This is a genomic window from Nocardiopsis sp. N85, assembly GCF_028882275.1.
In the GTDB taxonomy this organism is placed as follows: Bacteria; Actinomycetota; Actinomycetes; order Streptosporangiales; family Streptosporangiaceae; genus Nocardiopsis; species Nocardiopsis lambiniae.
Genome location: NZ_JARBUT010000027.1, coordinates 22,451 through 40,371, shown reverse-complemented (window position 1 = coordinate 40,371; position 17,921 = coordinate 22,451). Strand labels below are relative to the sequence as shown.

General features: G+C 72.3%; 14 protein-coding genes. 4 read left to right on the top strand and 10 right to left on the bottom strand.

The features are described 5' to 3' along the window. The first annotated feature begins 129 nt into the window (after positions 1 to 129). Positions 130 to 1,530, top strand: a complete 1,401-nt coding sequence (locus tag PWG71_RS26460; protein ID WP_274812742.1) for a GH1 family beta-glucosidase — start codon at positions 130 to 132, stop codon at positions 1,528 to 1,530. Between the two features lie 333 nt (positions 1,531 to 1,863). On the opposite strand, the gene PWG71_RS26455 is transcribed toward PWG71_RS26460, so the two are convergent. Together PWG71_RS26455 and PWG71_RS26450 are read right to left on the bottom strand one after the other, a co-directional pair. Beyond that, positions 1,864 to 2,040 (bottom strand): hypothetical protein, encoded by a 177-nt coding sequence (locus PWG71_RS26455; RefSeq protein ID WP_274812741.1) that lies wholly within the window; start codon positions 2,038 to 2,040, stop codon positions 1,864 to 1,866. A 231-nt stretch (positions 2,041 to 2,271) separates the two neighbouring features. Beyond that, entirely contained in the window at positions 2,272 to 4,005 is a 1,734-nt protein-coding gene (locus tag PWG71_RS26450; protein ID WP_274812740.1) for a hypothetical protein, read from the bottom strand. A gap of 225 nt (positions 4,006 to 4,230) precedes the next feature. Here PWG71_RS26450 and PWG71_RS26445 point away from each other — a divergent pair, with 225 nt between their 5' ends. Beyond that, positions 4,231 to 4,449 (top strand): EF-hand domain-containing protein, encoded by a 219-nt coding sequence (locus tag PWG71_RS26445; RefSeq protein WP_274812739.1) that lies wholly within the window; start codon positions 4,231 to 4,233, stop codon positions 4,447 to 4,449. Positions 4,450 to 4,704: 255 nt separating this feature from the next. On the opposite strand, the gene PWG71_RS26440 is transcribed toward PWG71_RS26445, so the two are convergent. After that, positions 4,705 to 5,442, bottom strand: a complete 738-nt coding sequence (locus PWG71_RS26440) for an SDR family NAD(P)-dependent oxidoreductase (RefSeq protein WP_274812738.1) — start codon at positions 5,440 to 5,442, stop codon at positions 4,705 to 4,707. A 1,267-nt stretch (positions 5,443 to 6,709) separates the two neighbouring features. Between PWG71_RS26440 and PWG71_RS26435 the strand changes: the two genes are divergently transcribed. Then, positions 6,710 to 7,741: a LacI family DNA-binding transcriptional regulator gene (locus PWG71_RS26435; RefSeq protein WP_274812737.1), complete on the top strand. Its 1,032-nt coding sequence runs from the start codon at positions 6,710 to 6,712 to the stop codon at positions 7,739 to 7,741. A 43-nt stretch (positions 7,742 to 7,784) separates the two neighbouring features. Here the strand turns inward: PWG71_RS26435 and mmsB are convergent, their stop codons facing one another. Genes mmsB through araB form a run of 6 tightly spaced genes read right to left on the bottom strand, consistent with a single transcriptional unit; the run spans position 7,785 to position 15,619 of the window. Beyond that, a complete protein-coding gene (mmsB, locus tag PWG71_RS26430; RefSeq protein ID WP_274812736.1) occupies positions 7,785 to 9,071 on the bottom strand; it encodes a multiple monosaccharide ABC transporter permease in 1,287 nt (428 codons plus the stop codon). Next, the gene (locus PWG71_RS26425) at positions 9,068 to 10,597 is read right to left on the bottom strand and encodes a sugar ABC transporter ATP-binding protein (RefSeq protein WP_274812781.1); all 1,530 of its coding nucleotides are present in this window, start codon (positions 10,595 to 10,597) and stop codon (positions 9,068 to 9,070) included. Before PWG71_RS26425 ends, mmsB begins: the two co-directional genes overlap by 4 nt. A gap of 35 nt (positions 10,598 to 10,632) precedes the next feature. After that, the gene (gene chvE, locus PWG71_RS26420; protein WP_274812735.1) at positions 10,633 to 11,724 is read right to left on the bottom strand and encodes a multiple monosaccharide ABC transporter substrate-binding protein; all 1,092 of its coding nucleotides are present in this window, start codon (positions 11,722 to 11,724) and stop codon (positions 10,633 to 10,635) included. A 37-nt stretch (positions 11,725 to 11,761) separates the two neighbouring features. After that, on the bottom strand, positions 11,762 to 13,198 hold the full coding sequence (locus PWG71_RS26415) for an L-fucose/L-arabinose isomerase family protein (RefSeq protein ID WP_274812734.1): 1,437 nt from the start codon (positions 13,196 to 13,198) through the stop codon (positions 11,762 to 11,764). 13 nt (positions 13,199 to 13,211) lie between these two features. Continuing rightward, complete coding sequence (locus PWG71_RS26410; protein WP_274812733.1) at positions 13,212 to 13,904, bottom strand: L-ribulose-5-phosphate 4-epimerase; 693 nt, start codon at positions 13,902 to 13,904, stop codon at positions 13,212 to 13,214. Beyond that, complete coding sequence (gene araB / locus PWG71_RS26405; RefSeq protein WP_274812732.1) at positions 13,901 to 15,619, bottom strand: ribulokinase; 1,719 nt, start codon at positions 15,617 to 15,619, stop codon at positions 13,901 to 13,903. The genes PWG71_RS26410 and araB overlap by 4 nt, the downstream gene beginning before the upstream one ends. Before the next feature lie 525 nt (positions 15,620 to 16,144). Here araB and PWG71_RS26400 point away from each other — a divergent pair. Further along, the gene (locus PWG71_RS26400; protein WP_274812731.1) at positions 16,145 to 16,573 is read left to right on the top strand and encodes a hypothetical protein; all 429 of its coding nucleotides are present in this window, start codon (positions 16,145 to 16,147) and stop codon (positions 16,571 to 16,573) included. Positions 16,574 to 16,814: 241 nt separating this feature from the next. Here the strand turns inward: PWG71_RS26400 and PWG71_RS26395 are convergent, their stop codons facing one another. Further along, a complete protein-coding gene (locus tag PWG71_RS26395; protein WP_274812730.1) occupies positions 16,815 to 17,813 on the bottom strand; it encodes a phosphatidylinositol-specific phospholipase C in 999 nt (332 codons plus the stop codon). Positions 17,814 to 17,921: the final 108 nt, after the last annotated feature.

Below are 17,921 nucleotides of genomic sequence, written 5' to 3'. Positions count from 1 at the left end.
GTGAGCACACGGTGATCTGGGGGAGGGGGTTCCTTGCGCAGGGTGGTGTATCCACTACCGAGGGGTGATTGGTCATATGAATCACGTGGCTTAATATTGGGAGCGCTCCCACCTTTTGGAAGGCCGACGATGGAACACCCCGCTCACCTCCCCGAACTGCCCGCCCACCTGCTCTTCGGCACCGCCACCGCCGCCTACCAGATCGAGGGCGGAGCGCACGAGGGAGGGCGCGGCCCCTCCATCTGGGACACCTACTGCCGCACCCCGGGCCGGGTCGTCCGCGGTGAGACCGGTGACATCGCCTGCGATCACTACCACCGCTACGGAGAGGACGTCGCCCTCCTCGCCGACCTGGGCGTGGACCTGTACCGCTTCTCCGTCGCCTGGCCCCGCGTCCAGCCCACCGGCGCCGGCCGCCCCAACCCCGAAGGCATGGCCTTCTACGACCGACTCGTCGACACCGTCCTGGCCGCCGGCATCGAACCCGTCCTCACCCTCTACCACTGGGACCTGCCCCAGGCGCTGGAGGACACCGGAGGCTGGCGCGTCCGCGACACCGCCTACCGGTTCGCCGAGTACACCCGCATCGTCGCCGACCGGCTCGGGGACCGGGTCAGCCGGTGGATCACCCTCAACGAGCCCTTCTGCGTCGCCTTCGTCGGCCACGCCATCGGCCGCCACGCCCCCGGCACCCGCGAGGGGACCCCCGCCCTGGCCGCCGCCCACCACCTGCTCCTGGCCCACGGGATGGCCGTCGGAGAACTGCGCGCGGCCGCCGCCGGAGACGTCGGCATCACCCTCAACCCCGACCACCTCGTCCCCGCCACCGACTCCGCGGCCGACCGGGCCGCCGTCGAACGCGCCCGCACCCTGCACAACCGGGTCTGGCTCGACCCCCTCTTCGCCGGGGCCTACCCCGACAACGAGAAGGAGGTGTGGGGCGACCTCGTCGACGACGCCCACCGACGCGACGGCGACCTCGACATCATCGGCCAGCCCCTCGACTTCGTCGGTGTCAACTACTACCGGCCCATCATGTTGCGGGACGCCCCCCACACCGAGCCCGACCCGGCCGCCCGCACCGCCGTGGACATCGGCACCGAACAGGTCGCCTACGAAGGGGTCCGGCACACCACCATGGGCTGGCCCGTCGTCCCGGAGACCTTCACCGAGATGCTCGTCGACCTCGACCGGCGCTACCCCGACCTGCCGCCCATCCTCATCACCGAGAACGGGTCGGCCGAGGACGACAGGCCCGACGACTCCGGGCGGGTCCACGACGCCGACCGCATCGTCTACCTGCGCGACCACCTGAACGCCCTGGCCGCCGCCATCGACGCGGGAGTGGACGTGCGCGGCTACTTCGTCTGGTCCCTGCTCGACAACTTCGAGTGGGCCTACGGCTACGACCGGCGCTTCGGCCTGGTCCGGGTGGACTACGAACTCCTGGCCCGCCATCCCAAGGACAGCTACCACTGGTACCGCGAGCTCCTCACCACCCAACGGGCCCGCCGCACCACCGCCCGCTGAACCCGCCGTCCGTTCGCCGGCCCGGGACCCGCCCACCCGTGGAGGTCCCCGCGAGCCACGGCACGCCGTCGCCGTGGGCGGCGACGGCCGGGAGACGGAGGAAGGGACGGGGCGCGGCACCGTGATCAGGGCGAGGGGTCGACGGGCCGCGCGACGGTGCCCGGTTCCGCGACGGCCCCGGGGGACCGCCGGATCCGAGTCCGGCCGCCCGTGAACGACGGACCGACGCCGGGGCGCCGGATCCCCGACCGGGTCCGGCTCCCGGACGCGGTCCCTCACGCCCCGGGCCGTCGTCGACGGCCGCTCGGGGCGCGGGCGGCCGGGGCGGGGGTGTCAGCCCCGACGGCGGGCGACGTCGCCGAAGGCGGCCACGACGGCTCCCAAGGCGAACATCGACGCCTCGTCCTCGTCCATGTGGACCAGGCCGGCGGGCAACAACACCCGGTAGGGCTTGTGCTCCTCGGCGGCCAGGATCTCCAGGCCGTCGATGATGCCCTGCCCCTTCAACATGAGAAGGGCCTCCTCGACCCTTCCCCTTCGGTCTCCACGAGACCAGATCGACATCGTTCAACCCTCACTACGGCCCGGGGCCGTCGCGGTCGAATGCGCACGGCGACGCGGTTCCCGTCCGGACGGGCCGACAACCCCAGTGATATCACCCGAGCACCGACCGTACACGCCGTGTCCGGGTTCTCCGGCTTGTCCGGATCCGGCCAAGGGGCGGGCTTTCGGGTCTCGGCGTCAGCCGGTGAGAGAGGTCATCTCGTCACCGCGGACGTCGACCGCGCTCACCGTCACCGGTGCGGCGGGAGGGCCGTCACCGCGTTCGGGACCGGCCACCGCCAGCACGGGGCCGTCGCCGTCCTCGTCGACGCCGCCCGACACCCGGATCCCGGCCACTTCGCGCGAGGCCGCGGCCAGGTAGTGCCATTCGCCGTCGGGATCCCGCCACCAGGTCCCCGCCACCACCTGCCGGTCCAGGTTGCTGCACTCCCAGCCTCCCGAGCGCTCCCCGGCGACGATCGTCTCGGTGCCCTCCCCGGTGGTCGCCACCAGCACCGCCCGTGCCAGTCCGCTCCCGTCGTGGGTGCCGTAGCGCAGACACACCCATCGGCCCGAACCCCCGCCGGGCAGTTCCTGCACGGCGAACTCCCACGCCGTCGCCGCGATCACCGCTTCGCGCGGCGGGCCGCCCGCGCACGCCACCTCACCCCACAGGGCGAAACCGTTCTCGGGGTCCAGTACCTCGTGCGGACCCAGCCTGCGGATCTCGGCGGGCGGCGGGGGCATGTACCCCAGGTGGGCGGTGGCCGAACCGCCCAGGTCCAGCACCGTGTACGGCTGTCCGTGGGCCACGTCCGGGGCGCGCAGCCGCAGCACCGGGCCGGTCCCGCAGTGCCCGTCGGCGGGCAGGGGTTCGGTCACCCCGTGGTCGTCCCACCCCACCTCGGCCCACCCGTCCTCCGGCGCGGCCAGGGAGGCCGTCGCCGCCTCGGTCACCCACGGCGGCAACAGGTAGCGCACCCCGTCGGCCGAGGCGGACAGCCGTACCGCCGGCCAGTTCGCCACACCGTTGACGGGTTCGGGGAACACCTCCATCTCCGTGTCGTCCCCGTCGCGGACGTACCGGGCGGTCCAGGGGGTGTCGTGCAGCAGGACCACGTCGCGCCCGTCGACCCGCCCCGAGAAGATCAACCGCGGATCGCGCGGCGGGATCCCGCGGTCGCGCCAGGCGGCCAGGGCCGCGTCCACGAGTCCCTCGTCGGCCACGGCGTCGCCCCTGGCGTGCCAGGCGTTCAGGTCCAACCGGAAGCTCTCCCGCCAGACCTCCTCGGCGACGGTCGTCGCCCCCGGGGCCCAAGGGGCGGGCGGGTCCGAGCGCATCGCACTCGACTCCACGGTGGTCAGCGCCAGGGCGCCCACCGCCACGGCGAGCAGACCCGCCCCGACCACCGCCAGCGCGCTCCGGGTGGGAGGCGCGCCGCGTCCGCTGACCCGCACCACCGTGGGATCGGGCGGACGCGGGGCCTCGGGGACGGCGGCCGCGCGGTCGAGCGCGCCCTCGGGATCGGCCGCACCGGCCGAACGCAGCAGCTCGGCGGCCTCCTCCGGGGACAGCGCCTCCACACGCAGCAGCGCGTACCCGGCGCGCGCCGCCGGGTCCAGCCCGGACAGGGGCTCCAGCGCCCGGTCGAGGTGGCCCGGGCCCTCCACGGGTGAGACCCGCAGCCCGGCGTGGCCGCGCGTGAGCGGTCGGCGGCCGCGCAACGCGCGCCGCAGCACTCGGCGGCGCACCCGCGGGTACTCGTGCGCGCGGGGGTTGCGCCGACCCCAGGGCAGGGCTCCGGACACCAACCGGTGCGCCCGTTGGAGGAGTTCGTGGGCGGGCGGACGACCGGAGAGGGTGAGGAGGGCCAGAAGGACCAGATTGCGATAGGGATCACGGGGGAGGGTGTGCTCCGCCGGCTTGGGCATCGATGCTCCTCGGGATGTTTCCGAGCGAGCCTAGGGAAAACGGGCCCTTCCCACCCGGGGAACGCCGATACCCGTCACCTATGCCCGGAAAGTCCGAGGCGGTGGGCCCTCCCGGTACCCGCAGGCCATCGACGGGAGGGTGCCGTCGACGTCCGGACGCCCGCAGTCGGGCCGGTATCCTGGCCCGGCCCGTACCCCCGCCCCACACGACCTGGAGCGTGACACATGGCCTCGACCTCCGACTACGCGGCGTCCTTCGGGTTCGTCGACGCCGACAGTGACGGGCTCATCTCCGCCCAGGAGTACGCCGACCTGATACACCGCATGGGAGACCCCTGCACCGAGGCACAGGCCCGGCAGGCGATCGAGGCCATGGATCGGGACGGCGACGGACTGATCACCCTGGAGGAGTTCGCGGCCTACATGTCCGACCAGGGGGAGTGAACCCGCGGCGTCCTGAAGGGGGAGCGCCCGGCCCTCGATGACGGCGGTCCCGTACGAGGGCTCACGCGCCGTGTGAACGGCGTCGGGTGCTCCGGTCCGGGATGCCCCGGCGCGTCGACGGCACCGTCCGAACGGCCGGCACCCGGACGTGCGCGGATCGGTGGGAGCGCGAGGTCGACCACCGACACGTCGATCACCTCCGCGAACGGCTCGCCGACCTGCTGCGCTGGGACGGGCGGGCCGGGAATCTCCTTATCAGCGCAGGTGGGAGGCGCCGTTCAGGTCCAGGACGGCACCGGAGGACCACACGGCCCCGGGCGAGGCCAGGTGGTGCACCGCCGAGGCCACCTCCTCGGGCGTGGCCACGCGGCCGAACGGACTCTGGGCGAGGACCGCGTCGGAGAGGCGGTCGGCGACGCGCTCGGTGGCCACGAACCCGGGCGCCACCGAGGCGACCGCGATGCCGTGCGGGGCCAGCGCCACGGCCAACGACTGGCCGAGGGAGTGCAGGGCCGCCTTGGCCGCCCCGTAGGCGGGGTGGTCGGGCTCGCCCTTGTAGGCGCCGCGCGAGCCGATGTTGACGATGCGGCCCCGCACACCCCGGTCGATCATGTGCCGGGCCACGAGGTAGGAGACGTTCGCCGCGCCGAACACGTTGACGTCCATGGTCTCGCGCCAGGCCGCGCGCCACTCCTCGTAGGAGGTGTCGGCGAGGGGGTGCGCGACGTTGACGGCGGCGTTGTTCACCAGCACGTCCACCCCGCCCAGCCCGTCGACCGCCCGCTCGACCAGGGACGCCACCGCCTCCGGGTCGCGCAGATCGGCCCCGACGAGGACGTGCCCCTCACCCGGCAGCGCGGCCAGGGTGTCCTCCGCCTCCGCGCGGCGCGTGCCGTAGTGCACGGCGACCCGGTCCCCCGACGCGGCGAAGGCGGCGGCGACCGCCCGGCCGATGCCCCGGGCGGCACCGGTGACCAGCACGTTACGACTCATGAGGGGACCCTCCCACGGGTACGGCGACCCTGGGAGGGTACCGAACGGTCCCCGGTCCGGTCACACGTCCCGGACGAAGCTCCCGCCCGCCGTGAGGTGGACCCCCGGGCGGTGGAGCTCCGGAGACTCCTCGGCGACGTCGTCGAGGACTGAGGAATTCCTCTGATTTCGGGAGTAACAGAAGGTTTTCTCCGTGTCGGGACCTTGGTCGGCTCTTCGGATTCGGCAGGTCATCGGGCTGTTCGCCGATAACTCACCGCTGTACATTCGACTCGCACGGGAAGTCGGCGCAGGTTTTCGCTCGTTCCCCCTTTCGACCGTCGATCCGTCGGCTTCCCGTGACACCCTGGCCGATCACGGGCCGCTCCGCCGACCGCGCCTTCACGCGCCCCCGACGCGCCTCGCGGGCCGCCGCAGGTCCTTCGCGACGGCGGCGATGACGCGCTCCGGCCGGTCCGACAGGGCGGGTCCCCGGTCCTCGGCAGACCCGGACCTCACGGGCGTCCCTTCCCCGTCCCTTCAGCGCCGCGCCCACCCGCGGGGCCCCGGCGCGCCGGTCGGCCGGGCCGTGGGCGGCCCGTTCCGGGCGTTCGCCGCCTACCCCTCCCGCCGCGGGCGGTGTTCGCGCAGAACCTCGGGGGGCGGCTCCCCGGCAGGGCCATGCCCCCTGGAGTGGTGTACCTTTCTCGCGGTCGCGTCCTTGCAGGTCATCGCGGCGGATGACAGGAGTCGGACGGCTTCTACGGCTTCTACGGCTTCTACGGCCTCGTGGCTCCGCCCGACGGGGCGGACCGCCGCCTCCGGCGGACGCCGACGCCGCGCATCCACGGGAGCGGGGCCGGAGAAGTCACACCGCTCGGCGGGACACCGTTCCCGGCCGCGTCGCGGGGTTCGGGGACGTGCGCGTGCACCCCGCTCTCCGTCGGCGGGCGACGGGCCGCGTCGCGGGGGACCACCGACCCGGCCTCCCCGACGCGCCGCCGCCCTCACGCGGTTCCGGAGGCGCGCGCAACCGGGCGGGCGTCGACGGAATCTGTTCACGTGAGCGCTAACAATCGGACATGGATCGCCGTGCAAAGGGGATATCGGGCATTGAACCCGCATCGCGGAGTGAGATATGTTAGCGCTCATTCAAGGTGAGTCGATGTCGGGACCGGATACGATCCCCGCATCGGCCGTTCTCGCGCGTCGATCGCCCCCGCCCGTCGCGAGCGGTCCTGGACCGTTCGGCCCGGGGGGCCGTGACGCCGAGTCGGAGGAGGCGCGAATGGCGGAGGACCCATCGTCCGGGCGGGCGGCCCGCGAACCGGCGATGACCGATGTCGCCCGTCTCGCGGGCGTGTCCCACCAGACGGTCTCCCGGGTCCTCAACGGGCACCCCAACGTTCGCGAACGGACCCGGCTGCGCGTGCGCGCGGCCATCGAGCAGCTGGGGTACCGGCCCAACCGGGCGGCCCGCACACTGGCGACCGGCAGGTCGCAGATCATCGGTGTGGTGGCGCAGAACTCGACGCTGTTCGGCCCGACCTCGCTGCTGGCCGCCTTCGAACTCGCCGCGACCGCACAGGGCTTCGTGGTCAGCGTCCGCAGGGTCCGCGTGCTGGACCGCAGGTCGATCGCCGAGGCCGTCGAACACCATCGGGAGCAGCGCGCCGCCGGGATCGTGGTGATAGCACCCACGGCCGCGGCCGATGAGGCCCTGGCCGAGGTCCCCGCCGACCTCCCCCTGGTCACCGTGGACGGCGACCCCGAACGGAGCGCCGCCCTCGTGACGGTGGACCAGGAGGCCGGTGCCGCGCTGGCCACCCGCCACCTGCTGGACGCGGGACACCGGACCGTCTGGCACGTGGCCGGCCCTTCGGACTGGTTCGACGCGGCGGGCCGGCTGCGCGGGTGGCGGCGGACCCTGGAGGAGGCGGGGGCCGAGGTGCCTCCGGTCGGCCAGGCGGACTGGAGCGCCGCCTCGGGCTACCGCGTCGGGCTGATGCTCGCCCGCATGCCCGAGGTGACGGCGGTGTTCGCGGCCAACGACCACCTGGCGCTGGGGATGCTGCGGGCGCTGTCCGAACGCGGCCGTTCCGTTCCCGGCGAGGTGAGCATCGTCGGGTTCGACGACGTTCCGGAGGCCGCGTACTTCACCCCGCCGCTGACGACCGTGCGCCCCGACTTCGACACGGTGGCCGTCGAGACGCTCGACGTCCTCCTGTCCCGCATGTCCGGTGACGGATCCGGCTCCACCCGCAGGACGATCGTTCCCACGCTCGTGGAGCGGGACAGCGTGGTGGCCCCGCCCGCGTGACGGGCGAGGCCGGTGACCCCGGGCGTGTTCCCCGGAACGCGCCTCAGGCGGGCGCGGTCCGCCGATCGCTCCCGACGCCGCCTTGCGCGTCCCGGTCGAGGCCACCGGTGCCCGCCCCGCCGCGCCGCCACAGGACGGGCCCGACCGAGCCGCCCCCGACCCGCTTCTTGTTGTAGATGTCGAAGGCCACGGCCAACAGCAGGACCAGGCCCTTGATGAGCTGCTGCCAGTCCACGCCGAGCCCGATCAGGGACATGCCGTTGTTGAGGACGCCCATGACCAGGGCCCCGATGACGGCCCCCACCACCGTGCCCACCCCGCCCGAGGCCGAGGCGCCCCCGATGAAGGCGGCCGCGATCGCGTCCAGCTCGAACATGGTGCCCGCTCCCGGGGTGGCCGCGTTGAGCCGCGCGGTGAAGACCAGACCGGCCAGCGCCGAGAGCATCCCCATGTTGACGAAGACCCAGAACGTCGTCCGTCGGGTGCGGATGCCGGACAGGGCCGCCGCCCTCTCGTTACCGCCCACCGCGTAGACGCGACGCCCCATCGTGGTGGAGCGCATGACGAACGAGTAGCCCGCGATGAGGGCCACCAGCAGCACGCCCACCAGGGGCAGGCCGTTGCGTTCGGCCAAGGCGTAGGTGAACGCCAGGATCGCCGCCACGACCACCGCGGAGACGACCACGGTCACCGCCGCCGGCGGCACGGGCAGCCCGTGCGCCAGCGACCGCGTCCGCGAACGCCACTGGATCCAGACCACCGCACCGGCGCCCGCGACGCCCAGCAGGAGTGTCGGCAGGTGCGGGCCCTCGCCCTGCCACGGGAGGAAGCCCCCGGCCAGGACCCGCAGGGACGGGGGCAGCGGGGCGATGGACTCACCGCCCAGGACGGCCAGGGTCGCGCCGCGGAAGACGAGCATGCCGGCGAGGGTGACGATGAACGCCGGAACGCCCACGTAGGCGATCCAGAAACCCTGCCAGGCGCCGATGAGGGCGCCCAGCAGCAACGCGAGGGGCACCACCACGACCGTGGGCAGTCCCCACGAGGTGAGCATGATCGCCGATACCGCGCCGGTGAAGGCCACCACCGAGCCGACCGACAGGTCGATGTGCCCGGTGACGATCACCAGCATCATCCCGATCGCCAGGATCAGGACGTAGGAGTTCTGAAGGATCAGGTTGGTGAGGTTGAGCGGGGTCAGGAGGAGCCCGCCCGTCAGGATCTGGAACAGGACGACGATGACCACGAGGGCCGCCGCCATGCCGTACCGGCGGGTGTTGCCCCGCAACAGGGCGCCGAGCCCGGTGCGCGCGGAGGTCGTCTGGTTCATGGCCGGTCCCCGGTTCGTGTCATCAGTTTCATCAAGGTCTCCTGGTCGGCCTCCGCGGCGGGCACCTCACCGGTGAGGCGCCCCTCGCACATGGTGTGGATCCGGTCGCACATGCCGAGGACCTCGGGCAGTTCGGAGGAGATGAGGAGGACGGCGGTGCCCTCGGCGGCCAACCGGCGGATGAGCAGGTGGATCTCGTACTTGGCCCCGACGTCGATACCGCGGGTCGGCTCGTCCAGGATCAGCAGCTCGGGCCGGGTGAACATCCACTTGCCGAGCACCACCTTCTGCTGGTTGCCGCCGCTGAGGGTGCGCACCGTCTGCGCGGTCCCGTGGCTGCGCACCCGCATCCGCTCGCTCATCCGGCGGGCCTCGACGGTCTCCCGCTCCTGGTCGACGACCCCGTACCGGGAGACGTGGCGCAGCCCGGCCAGGGTGGTGTTGTGCCGGATGTCGTCGTCCAGCAGCAGGCCGAGGGTCTTGCGGTCCTCGGGAACGTAGGCGAGACCGCCCCGGACCGCGGCGGTCACGTCGGGGACGGGCAGGGGCGTCCCGTCCTTGAGCAGCAGCCCTCGGACGTGGCGTCCGTAGGAGCGGCCGAACAGGCTCATCGCGAACTCGGTGCGCCCGGCGCCCATGAGGCCGGCCAGGCCCACGATCTCCCCGGCGCGCACGTGCAGGTCGACGCCGTCCACCACGCGCCGTCCCGGCTGGGTGGGGTGGTCGACCGTCCAGTCGACCACCTCGAACCGGACCGGGCCGATCTCCCCGATCGGTTCGGGGTGACGTCGGTCCAGCGAACGCCCGACCATGCCGCGGATGATGCGGTCCTCGTCCACCGAAGGGGTGCCGTCGGTGTCGCGTTCCACGGTGAGGGTCTCGATCGCGCGCCCGTCCCGCAGGATGGTGATCTCGTCGCTGACGCTCACCACCTCTCCGAGTTTGTGGGAGATGAGGATGCAGGTGACCCCCTGCTCCCGCAGTTCCCCGAGCAGGTCCAGCAGCCGCTGGCTCTCCGTCTCGTTCAGTGCCGAGGTGGGTTCGTCCAGGATCAGCAGACGCACCCGTTTGGCCAGGGCCTTGGCGATCTCCACGAGCTGCTGGGCCCCGATGCCGAGCGCGGACACCGGTGTGGCCGGGTTCTCGTCCAGCCCCACCCGGCGCAGCAGTTCCCGGGCCCGGGTGTGGGTGGCGCCCCAGTCCACGACACCGAACCGGGAGACCTCGTGCCCCAGCAGGACGTTCTCGGTGATGGACAGCTGGGGGACGAGGGCGAGCTCCTGGTGGATGATGGCGATGCCCGCCCGCTCGCTGTCCACCACCCCGCCGAAGGAACAGGGCGCTCCGGCGAGGAGGATCTCCCCGCTGTAGGTGCCCGCGGGGTGGACGCCGCTGAGCACCTTCATGAGGGTGGACTTGCCCGCGCCGTTCTCGCCCATGAGGGCGTGGACGACGCCCTCGCGCACGTCCAGGGTCACCCCGTCCAGGGCGCGCACCCCGGGGAACTCCTTGCGGATGTCGCGCATGCTCAGGAGGTGGCCCGCGTCCGCAGCGGGGTCGATCACAGGTCCGACTCCTCGTAGTAGCCGCTCTCGACGAGCACCTCGCGGTAGTTGTCGATGTCGACCGACACGGGTTCGAGGAGGTGGGCGGGGACCGTCTTGACGCCGTTGTCGTAGGTCTCGGTGTCGTTGACGGGGACCTCCTCGCCCGCCAGCAGGGCCTCCACCATGGCGACGGTCTGGGCGGCCAGGGACCGGGTGTCCTTGAAGACCGTCTGGGTCTGCTCGCCGGCGATGATGGACCGCACCGAGGCCAGCTCGGCGTCCTGCCCGGTGACCACGGGCAACGGCCGGTCCTGCGTGCCGTAGCCCACGGCGCGCAGGGACTCGATCACGCCCAGGCTGATGCCGTCGAAGGGGGAGAGGACGGCGTGCAGCTCCTCATCGGAGTAGTGGGCGCTGAGCAGGTTGTCCATGCGGGACTGGGCGATGGCCCCGTCCCAGCGCTGGGTGGCGATCCGCTCCATCTCCGTCTGGCCGCTGGGCACGGCCAGGGTGCCCTCGTCGATGTACGGGTCGAGCACCGACATCGCCCCGTCGTTGAAGAAGTAGGCGTTGTTGTCGTCCGGGGATCCCCCGAACATCTCGATGTTGAAGGGTCCCTCCTCACCCTCCTCCAACCCGAGGGAGTCGACGATGTAGCCGCCCTGGAGGACGCCGACCTCGAAGTTGTCGAAGGTGGCGTAGTAGTCGACGTGCTCGCTGCCCATGATGAGCCGGTCGTAGGCGATCACGGGGATGTCGCTGTCGGCGGCGGTGTCGAGCACGTCGCCCAGGGCCTCGCCGTCGATGGCGGCGATGACGAGGACGTCCGCGCCACGGGTGATCATGTTCTCGATCTGCGAGATCTGGTCCTGGACGACGTCCTCGGCGTACTGCAGGTCGGTGCCGAAACCGCGTTCCTCGAACTCGGCCACCATGTTGGCGCCGTCGTTGATCCACCGCTCCGAGGACTGGGTCGGCATGGAGATGCCGATGAGGCCGTTCTCGCCCTGGGGCCGGGCCGCGTCGCCGACACCGCCGCAGGCGGTGAGGGCGAGCGCGGACGCGACGAGCGCGGCGGGGAGCGTCGTACGTGTGCCGTTCGGCATGGGGGGTCTCCTTCTGTCGGTGCTCTCTGCCGGGTCCTCAGACCCGGACGTGTTCGATGTCGATCAGGCGGCACAGGACGCGCCAGTCCTCGGCGCGGTGGCCGGTGTTCATGACCATGTGGTGGGTGCCGCCCGCGCGCAGCCAGGCGTCCATGCAGTCGCGCACCCCCGAGACGGGCCGGAACCGGCCGTAGGGCATCTCCAGTGACGGCAGTTCGGGGGAGTCGAGGACCTCCCCCTCGGCCACGACCAGGCGGAACCGCTCCCCGCCCAGGGAGACGAGGGAGGCCAGGGTGGCCGGGCCGGGCCGGTACCGGAACAGGATGGTGGGCGGATCGCCGAGGCCGCCGATGCCCAGGGGGCGTTTGATGAGCCGGATCGGTTCGTCCTCGCGGGCCACCCGCCAGTTGCCCTCGCCCATGTGGCTCATGAGGATCGAGTCGCCGGGGAAGTCCATGGCGTACATCTCGGTGAAGTGGCCGTCCCCGGCGAGCCGGTGGCCCGCGTAGACGATCGAGGCGGCCAGGACGTCGCCCTCTCCGGCGAAGCCGTACCCCTGGGCCATCAGCGTGGAGGCGGCGGCCATCGGCAGCCGGGCGAAACGGCCGTCCTCGCCGATCGCGTCGAAGTGGGTGGAGTAGGCGCCGCACTCCGCCTCCTCCAGCAGCCGTTCGATGCCCGACTGCATGCGGGCGTGGTCCTCGCGTTCCTCCTTGGACAGGCGCTCGTCCACCCGGAAGGACCGGTCCTCCCACTCCATGAGGCTCCGGATCGTCTCCTCCGGGAGATCGGCCATGGTGCGGTGCAGGGCACCGGGGGCGATGACGTGCACCTCGGGGCCGAGCCTGCGCAGCAGCGCGGTCTCGTCGACCCGGGCGTCGCCCATGCCGTTCATCGGGTAACCGAACACGCCGACCCGCAACCGGCGCAGGTCCGAGACGGCGCGGGCGGCCCGGGCCCACCGGTCCACCCGGGCGGCGAAGTCCGGGCTCCGCCACTCGCCGGTGATGACCTCGAAGGGCGTGTCCGCGCGGACCAGGGCGTTGGCGGTGTCCTGCGCGCCGTGGATCCCCTGGTTGTAGGTCATGTCGTCCATGTCCCACTCGGCGGTGACGGCGGGATCGGGCTGGATGTTGGCCAGGGCGAGGGGCAGGTCGGATCGGCTCAGGGCCCGGGTGACGCGCAGGGAGGGGCCGTAGGTGAGCATGACGATCATGACCCCGTCGAGGCCGTCCGCCTCGAACGCGCGCATCGCGCTCTCGGCGTCGGCGCGTCCCCGTACCGGCGGGGCCACGGTCCACTCGGCGACGCCGGCGAGCCGCTCCGCGACCCGGGCGGCGTAGGCCGCCTGGCGTTCGGTGATACCGGGGATCATGTCGTCGTAGAGCGGCTGCATGATGCCGAGCAGGCCGATGCGCGGGGCGCGCGTCCGCACGGCCGGATTCGCGGAGGGCGGAGGGATGGGGAAGGGCATGGGGGTGTCTCCTCTACTGTCCGTAGGCGTTTCGGTAGCGCTCGTGGAGGGCGTCGATGTGCTCCTGTGGCAGGCGCGGGACCGGGCCCGCCTGCCGTGCGATGTGGACGGTGCGCGCCACGTCCTCGCACATGACCGCGGCCTTGACGGCGGCGGCCGGGTCGGCGCCGATGGTGAACACGCCGTGGCCGCGCATGATGACGGCCGGGGAGCGGTGGCCTTCGAGGGTGTCGACGATCCCGCGGCCGATGGCGTCGTCGCCGATCAGCGCGAACGGGCCCACGGGGATGTCCCCGCCGAACTCGTCGGCCATGGCGGTGATGGCGCAGGGGATCGCCTCGCCGCGGGCCGCCCAGGCGGTGGCGTAGGGGCTGTGGGTGTGGGCGACCCCGCCGACGTCGGCGCGGAGGCGGTAGACGTGTGCGTGGGCGGCGGTGTCGCTGGAGGGCTTGTGCCGCCCCTCGACGACGCGCCCGTCCAGGTCGCACACGACCATGTGCTCGGGGCGCAGGTCGTCGTAGGAGACCCCGCTGGGTTTGATGACCATCAGGTCGGCGCCGGGCACGCGCGCGGAGACGTTGCCGCTGGTCCAGGTCACGAGGTTCCAGCGGGGGAGTTCGGCGTGCAGCGCGCACACCTGTTCGCGCAGGCGCTCGATCGTGTCGCGGTGGGCGTCGGCCTCCGCCGCGGGTGTTCCGGTGGTCATCGTCGTTCCTTCCGGTCGGTCCGGGTTCCGGTGAGGGCGTCGTTGCGCAGGGCGCGCAACCGTCGCAGCCCGTCGGTGCCGCCCCGGCCGAAGTGGTCGTGGAGTTCGGTGTAGATCGCGAAGAGCGCGTCGTAGGCGGCCGTGGTGCTCGGGTCCGGGTCGACGGTGGTGTCGCGGACGCGCCCCATGGCGGCGGAGGCGGCGTGGACGTCGGGGTGGGCGCCGGCGGCGACCGCCGCGTGGATCGCCGCCCCGACGGCGCACGCGTGTTCGGTGTCCACGACCCGCAGGGGTCGGTTCAGCACGTTCGCGTAGACCTGGAGCACGAAGGGGTTGCGCACCATGCCGCCGCCGATGGTGAGGTCGAGTACGGGGACTCCGGCGTCGGTGAAGGCGTCGATGATGGTCCGGGTGCCGAAGGCGGTCGCCTCGACCAGGGCCCGGTAGACGTCCTCGGGCCGGGTGGCCAGGGTCATGCCGATGAGCACGCCGGTGAGCGAGTGGTCGACCAGGACGGAGCGGTTGCCGCTGTGCCAGTCGAGGGCGACCAGTCCGTGCCCGCCCACCGGTGCGTCGGCGGCCTTGGCGGAGAGCAGGTCGTGGACGGACAGTCCCCGCTCGCGGGCCTCGTCGTGGTAGGCGGGGGGAACGTGCGTGTCGACGAACCAGCCGAAGATGTCGCCGACCCCGCTCTGTCCGGCCTCGTAGCCCCACATCCCGGGGGTGATGCCGCCCAGGACCGACCCGCACATGCCGGGCACCTCGGCCGGGACCTCGGAGTTCATCACGAGGCAGGTGCTGGTGCCCATGATGGCGAGCATCCGGCCGGGGGCGGTGGTCCGGGCCGTGGCGGCGGTGACGTGGGCGTCGATGTTGCCGACCGCGACGGGGGTGCCCTCGGGCAGTCCCGTCCAGGCGGCGGCGTGGGCGGTGAGACCGCCCGCGCGCGAGCCGAGCTGCGAGAGCGGGTGGTCGAGCCCGTCCTCGACGAAGGAGGGGAACCGGGGATCGAGGGCGGCGAGGAACTCCTTCGAGGGCCACCGGCCGTCCTGGTACAGGCCCTTGTACCCGGCCGTGGCCGCGTTGCGGGTCTCGCGTCCGCACAGCCGCCAGACGATCCAGTCCGCGCCCTCGATCCAGCGGTCGGCGCGCTCGTACACCTCGGGGTCGTCGCGCAGGACCTGGAGGGCCTTGGCGAACTGCCACTCCGAGGAGACCTTGCCCCCGTAGCGGGCCGGCCACGGCTCTCCGAGCTCGGCCGCGAGGGCGTTGATCTCGTCCGCTTCGGGCTGGGCGGCGTGATGGCGCCAGAGTTTGGGCCAGGCGTGCGGGCGGTCCCGCAGGTCGGACAGCAGGCACAGGGGGGTGCCGTCGGCGGTCACGGGCAGGAAGGTGCAGGAGGTGAAGTCGGTGCCGATCCCGATGACCTGCTCCGGGCGCACGCCGGAGACCCGTAGCGCTTCGGGGACGGCGGTGCGCAGCACCTCGATGTGGTCCTCGGGGTGCTGGAGCGCGGTGTCCGGTTCCAGGGCCTCCTCCCGGCCGGGCAGGTGATCGGTGATGACCCCGTGGGGATAGACGTACTCGGCCGAGCCGAGTTCGGCGCCGTCGGAGGTCCGGACCACGACGGCCCGACCCGAGAGGGTCCCGAAGTCGATCCCGATGACGGCCGTGTCCGCCGACGGGGTTTTGTTGGCGCTAACATTTTCAGGCAAGGAGTGCGTCCCTTTCGAGGGTCGGTCGGTGCCAGAAGGCGTGTCCCGCCCTCGGGGCGAACTCGGGATCCGATCATTCTCCGAGGGCGGGGGCGGTGTGTCGGTTCCGGGTCGGTGAAGGTGGGCTCATGGGAGGTATTTGCCGGTCTTGATCGCGAGACGGCCGCCCCGCGAGGGGGTGGCAGCCCCGGAACCGGGGTATGTCCGCGAGGGTGGCTTCCGATGGGGCGCCCGTGGTTCCGGGCGCCTCATCGGGGCGTCGCCCCGGGGTGGAAAATATGACGCAGCTCATAGTGTTGGCGCTAACAATTGAGAAAGTCAACCCCCTCAAGACCACCGAATGAGGGGAGCGATCCCGAGCGCGGTCACCGGTGATCCCGTCGGAGGCCGCGCGCACCGACCCGTGGAGGAGGCGGACGAGAGGTCCACCGCACCGCCGGGACATGTCCCTGGCCAGCGGTTTCCGAGGGCGGCGGCGATAGCATGCCCGGGTCGTCCCCCTCTCGAAGGAACGAGGAATCCCCGGTGAATCCCCCGATGCCCGGCCCGCTCAAGGCCGCACGGATCATCCTGTTCGTCACGGCCGGTCTGGTCGGTGTGTCCCTGGTGATGAGCCTGCTCAGCCTGTTCTTCCTGCTCGGCGCCCCCGAACAGGAGCAACGGCGCCTCCTGGCCGAGTCCGGGACGGACCTCGGTGAGATCCTGCTCCGGTTCGCCCTGGGGCTGCTCTCCGCCGTGGCCCTGGCGACGGCCGGGGTGCTCCTGCCCAAGGGCGGTCGGCGCGCGCACCTGCTGGCGCGCCTGCTGGTGGGCGGGGCCGCGCTGGTCACCATCGTCGGCGCCGTGCTCACCGACCGGGCCGCGGCCATGGTGGTGCTCTCACCGCTGGTCGTGCTCATCCTGTTGCAGCTGCGCGTCTCGCACGAGTGGTTCGTCGAGACCGAGCGGACCTGATTCGGAACCGTTAACGGACAAGACGAGACAAGAGCCACAACCGACCCTTTCGCCCCACTGGTTTTCCGAAAGCGTTCACGTTCACTCCCTCGCATTCCGTAAGGTGTTCTCCGGGACCTCGGGAGTTCCGGTGCGGGACGGTGTGGACGGACGCCTCGCTCGGGCTCCCGGTTTCCCGTTCCGGACCTCCGGCGCCGGCCGTGCCCTCAGGGCGGACGGCGGTCGGCGTCGGCGGTCGGTCTCAACCCGGATTGCGGACCAGGACCCTGTCGATCAGCTCCCGGTCCGGGAAGTCCATCACCACGATCCCGGTCCGTCGCGGGGGCGCGTTCCGCAGATGCGCCACCGCGTAGGTGTTGACCCCGCGGGAACCCAGGAACCCCCAGGCGACTTCGCGCGGATTGGCGAAGGGCGCGCCGCTCCCGCTCAGATGGTTGACGTACAGCGTCCCCCGGGGGCCGGACGCCGCCGCGTCCAGGTGGGCGCGGGCCTTCTCCCACTTGGCTGGGATGTCGAACAGCGTGGGCACCCGGTAGTCGTCCTGGACGCTCAACGCCGACCCGTTCCACCGGATCCCGTAGTCGCGTGAGGCCGGGAAGTCCTGCACGATGACGATCCGTCCACGGGCCTCGCCCAGGTCCGGCACCCGCGTCCCGCCCGGAACCGGCGGCGTCCACAGTCGCTCGCCCAGGATGTGCCGGGTCCCGGGGTCCTCCCCGATGTAGTGGTCGAGGGTCTCCTCGTAGCTTCGCGTGTTCTCCTCCTCCGTGTGCTCCTTCTTCAACCGGATCAGCACCGTCTCGGTGGGGTGCCGGTCCAGGAACGCGCCGATCTCGACGACCACGTCGGTGAAGTTCAGGTGCAGGTACTCGGCACCGTGGTGGAGGGGGAAGGCGTCCCGGTAATGGCGGGTGCGCACGTCCAGGAACCGCACTCCCGCGTCGAGCTGTTCGGCGATGGTCAGGTCCTGGGTGCGCGACCACACCGTTCCGCGCCAGGCGGCGCTGTCGTGGGTCCCGGGGATGGACAGCTCCGCCAGGTTCACGTCGTCGGACAGGGCGCCCATCCACCCGGCGGGTTCGGCGGCGGGTACGGCCTCGGCGAGGGCCGGGGCGGGGGCCATGAGCCCGGGCAGGACGACCAGGGTGACCAGGGCGGACCACAGCAGCGACAGGGGCGCGGGGCCGGTCGGGGCCGTCGCGGTGGGGACGGGGGAGACGGGGGCGGACGAGGAGAGCATGGGGTTCCTCCGCTCGCGGGGGCGGGCGCGGGGGCGCACCCGGATCCGTCCACACTGCCACGCGGAGCGTGACACCACACCCCCTGTGCGTCAGGCGATTCCGCGCCG